Source organism: Subsaximicrobium wynnwilliamsii, assembly GCF_007997225.1.
Taxonomy (GTDB): domain Bacteria; phylum Bacteroidota; class Bacteroidia; order Flavobacteriales; family Flavobacteriaceae; genus Psychroserpens; species Psychroserpens wynnwilliamsii.
Genome location: NZ_VORM01000063.1, coordinates 1 through 4,628, shown reverse-complemented (window position 1 = coordinate 4,628; position 4,628 = coordinate 1). Strand labels below are relative to the sequence as shown.

Annotated in this window: 4 protein-coding genes; all 4 read left to right on the top strand. The window is 34.2% G+C overall.

Going from position 1 to position 4,628, the window contains the following annotated elements; translation table 11 throughout:
* The first annotated feature begins 152 nt into the window (after positions 1–152).
* The 4 genes from ESY88_RS20360 (at position 153) to ESY88_RS20345 (ending at position 4,165) form a co-directional block, all read left to right on the top strand.
* On the top strand, positions 153–2,069 hold the full coding sequence (locus tag ESY88_RS20360; protein ID WP_147088524.1) for a hypothetical protein: 1,917 nt from the start codon (positions 153–155) through the stop codon (positions 2,067–2,069).
* 267 nt (positions 2,070–2,336) lie between these two features.
* A complete protein-coding gene (locus ESY88_RS20355; protein WP_147088523.1) occupies positions 2,337–2,723 on the top strand; it encodes a hypothetical protein in 387 nt (128 codons plus the stop codon).
* A 1-nt stretch (position 2,724) separates the two neighbouring features.
* Complete coding sequence (locus tag ESY88_RS21775; protein WP_147088522.1) at positions 2,725–3,129, top strand: matrixin family metalloprotease; 405 nt, start codon at positions 2,725–2,727, stop codon at positions 3,127–3,129.
* A complete protein-coding gene (locus ESY88_RS20345; RefSeq protein WP_189702682.1) occupies positions 3,104–4,165 on the top strand; it encodes a matrixin family metalloprotease in 1,062 nt (353 codons plus the stop codon). Before ESY88_RS21775 ends, ESY88_RS20345 begins: the two co-directional genes overlap by 26 nt.
* The last annotated feature ends 463 nt before the right edge of the window (positions 4,166–4,628 follow it).

The window sequence follows — 4,628 nt, the reverse complement described above, 5'->3', positions numbered from 1 at the left end:
ACACTTTTACCTGCCTGCAGCAATTCTACCACAGTTGTTTTAAATTCATTGTCGAAATTTCTTCTCATAATACAAAGTTATAGTTTTCGGACTAGATAAATTCGTCACAGCAAATGTAGACACTCCAAATTGCACGTTATGCATTAAAGGATATGGAAAACGACTCTAATTTAGACCACGATACTAATTTATATATCAGCCATGATGCACCACATCAAGGCGCACACCTGCCATTAGGTATTTTACATATGGGAAGACATGTTGTTAATGAATTTATACAAACGCCTTTAGGTAATATTAGCATTCCAATTAATGGAGCAGGTAGTTATGGTTTAGCTACTATAGACGATTTATTAGATGCACCTGCGGTTAACCAAATACTTATTAACAATGTAGATACTAATGGTAACAGAACAAATACAGCTCACAATACATGGCAAAGTGAACTGCAAACAATGGGTTATCCTCAACAAACACGTAATATAGCATTAAGTAATGCGAGTCATTGTGCAAGTGGTCAAGGTTTAGCTTCTAATGAAGAATTGGTTACTGTTACCGGAGAAGGTGGTACATCTGTTTTAACTAGTATTATTGAGTTACTTTTCATTAATTTTGACCCATTAATAGGCATTGCTTTAAATGATACTTCTGCAACTCTATTAGGCTTTTTACCTGGCAATAGTAATTTAGATTTAGAGTTTAGAGCTAATGCATTTCCTTCTTCTGGTACTGCTCGTATTTATAAAGGACGCTTAACTTACGAAAAAAGATTTCTTTGGTTAATTCCTATAACAAGAACCATATTCAATAAATCTAAGAACTCAGAAAGTGGAGATAAGTTTATTGATAATTACCCTGGAGGTGTTACACCGAACGGTTTAGCAATAGCTGAAAGTGATGATGAAGATAATTGGTTTTACAATTACGACTATAATATTAACATTAATCTGAATTTCGATTTTATTCCAGTAACAAGCGCACTCGATGTTGGCAGTGGCAATACTAACTTAGATGATAATGATTATTTTAGACAATACACGTCCGCAAACCCACCAACAGGAGACAGGTCAATTCCATTTGTTAACTTTGCTACATCATCCAACCAAAACAATAATTTGAATGCAGAACATATATCATTCAATAGAAGAAATGGAGATTGGTTAGCCGAAGAATTGGATGCTGATGCAAATATTGATTTGTTTAATTGCACACCTTTTTGTACAAATACAGAAATTACAGGCGATGATGTTCTGTGTACCACAGGTATTTATTCTGTTACAGATTTAGCGACTACTGTTAATTGGACTGTCATAGACCCAGATAATTTAGTGTCTTTTAACACAAATGGTAATGAAATTACGCTAAACCAACTAAATCCAAATAATTTTGGGATTGTTACACTCAACGTTATATATGGTAATCAACGATGTGGTTTTGTAACTGCTACAAAAGACATTGAAGTAGGTATATTGCCTGATAACTTAAACAATGCTTCTCTAACTGGTGCAACTTCTATATGTGGTTCGCAATATTACACTTATAATATTAGTGGCTTTAGCCATCCTTGTGTAACCTCAATTAATTGGACAGTTTCACCAAATCTAACTATTGTTTCCCAAAATGCGAATAGTGTAACGGTTACCAATAATCCATTTAACGACCAATATGCAGGCTTAATTACTGCAAACTTGCCTAATAGTAGTTTTGTGATTGAAAAAGGTGTTTGGGTTGGTGTGCCAAGCAACGATGGTTTAACCATTCAGAAAATAGGCAGTTATGATTTAGCTGTTGGTCAGTGGACCAAATTAAAAGCAAATTACATTCCTTTGCTTTATCCAGCAAACGACCCTTTGAATGTAACTTTTGAATGGCAAATACCTTACAGTGCCATTAGGAATTATCCTGATACTGCATATAAAGACGTTAGACCAAACAACAGTGGACAATTGAACATTGGGGTTAGAGCTGTTTGTGACTGCGGAAATGGCGAATGGAAATACAGAATGTTCAATGTTTCAGGAGGCAATGGAAATGGTGGAGGTGTACTGACACCTGTTGGTGGAAATTAAAAAAACAAAGCACTGTGCCTAACAAAGGCTATAAGTAATTGCTTGTTCTCGCCTACTTGGGAAATTCCTGCGGAATTTCCAACTTGGTGTGTACTTGCAAAGTTGGGTACTAAACCACTCAACTACTCATAGCCGAGACCGTTAGGCACAATGCTCACAAAAATAACGGTAAAAATGAAACACAGAAAACAAAAATTATTGAGAATAAATAGTCCACCTAAACAAATTTTAATAATTTAATAGAATATTAATCAAACAAATTCAATTATGAAAAATATGAAAATTATTGGTATATTATTTTTAACTTTTTTATTCATTAATTCATGCAGGAGCGACGACGATAGCAATGATGGTAATTCATTTTGCGAAAAAGAAAGAGTATTAAATGAAAATATTGAAAATATAACAGCTGAACTAATTTATTTAGATTCAAAAAATAAATATGCACTAAGGTTTTACCCTAACTTCCCTACTATTGATGAAGTTACCTACAGTGTACTTTGCATTCAACCTGAAGGAATTTCAATCGATGATGCAGTGAAATTTACGGGCGAACTATACTTTTTTAATTCTAACGAAAATTTTAATCCATCAGTTGGTGGCGAAAACTTTTATTTTACAAAAATTGAACAAATTCAAAAACTAAACTTTTAATATGAAAAAAATTATATTTTTACTACTAGCATTTATACTTACAAATAGTATTTCTGCACAAATATTATATGACAATGGTGCAATAGATGACCCAAATAACTTTACTTTAGATGGAAGAAATTGGGACCATACAAACCTAACATACTTCTTTGAAAATGGAACTACTGACATTACTAATAATGACGAACATATTGCGGTTGAACAAGCTATGGCAATTTGGGAAACCTCATCAGAAATAACATTTACAGAAGTCAATAATGCTTCTAACGCTGATATTGTTATTAGATGGGCAACAGGAAATCATGGCGATGGCAGCAATTTTGATACTACTGGTGGTGTATTAGCTCATGCATTTTTTCCACCACCAAATAGTGGTTCTCTTGCAGGCGATATGGATTTTTGGTGATGATGAAACATGGAGTACTGCTATTCAAACTACTTCCAGTCAACCAATTGATTTAGTTACAGTAGCGCTTCACGAACTAGGTCATTCATTAGGTCTTAGACACTCAAATGTTCCGGGAGCGATAATGAATGCTTTTTATAGTGGTTCGCAAAGGTTCTTAGGTACTGATGATATTTTAGGAATAACACAACTTTATCCAAAAGACAGAAGTATTACTGGTTCAGACATAATTTGTGATTCAAATAATTACTCTTATTCAATAAATGATTTAACTGCGAATGATATTGTAAACTGGACAGTTTCATCTAATTTTCAGATTAATAACTCAACGAATTCTTCAGTTAACGTTTCTGCAATTAATGTTAATAATACAACTGGCTGGATTGAAGCTAATATTAATGGTATTGTTGTAAGAAAAGATATTGAAATTGGTATAGTTTCCTACCATTTCGATAATGCGAATTTAACAGGAAACTCTTCAATTTGTGGTTCACAATATTACACTTATAATATTAGTGGTTTTAACCATCCTTGCGTAACTTCTGTTAACTGGTCAGTATCGCCAAATCTAACTATTGTTTCCCAAAATGCGACTAGTATAACAGTTACAAATAATCCATTTAACGACCAATATGCAGGCTTGATTACTGCAAACTTGCCAAATAGTAGTTTTGTGATTGAAAAAGGTGTTTGGGTTGGTGTGCCAAGCAACGATGGTTTAACCATTCAGAAAATAGGCAGTTATGATTTAGCTGTTGGTCAGTGGACCAAATTAAAAGCAAATTACATTCCTTTGCTTTATCCAGCAAACGACCCTTTGAATGTAACTTTTGAATGGCAAATACCTTACAGTGCCATTAGGAATTATCCTGATACTGCATATAAAGACGTTAGACCAAACAACAGTGGACAATTGAACATTGGGGTTAGAGCTGTTTGTGACTGCGGAAATGGCGAATGGAAATACAGAATGTTCAATGTTTCAGGAGGCAATGGAAATGGTGGAGGTGTACTGACACCTGTTGGTGGAAATTAAAAAAACAAAGCACTGTGCCTAACAAAGTGTATAGCTCATTGCGGTTAAAGGCTAACACGTAGTACAGTTTTTATTTGCAAAAGTACCGCAAGTACAGCAGTTTAGTTTTATAATTTTTGTTATCAGGTTTATCAACCAGATATTTTATAAGGATAAAACCGCTGTACTTGCTCTTGCTATATCGAAATTAATAGCTTATTTAAACCGCAACAAGCCATACACTGAGACGTCAGACTGTCTAATAACTTGTTCATACTTTTCAAGAAAGACCCAAGGTCATTTTTTAGCTTTTTTGTATCTTAATAGTATGAAATACATATCTGGCAAAGACAGAAGACAGACCTGCCTCTTCCCCGTTTCCCTGGAAGATTCCATTGACCAATTTAACAGTGTGAGAGCCATTGACCAATTTGTAGAACAGCTTGATCTGGAAAAACTTGGTTTTCGAAGAGACTTCATTGAA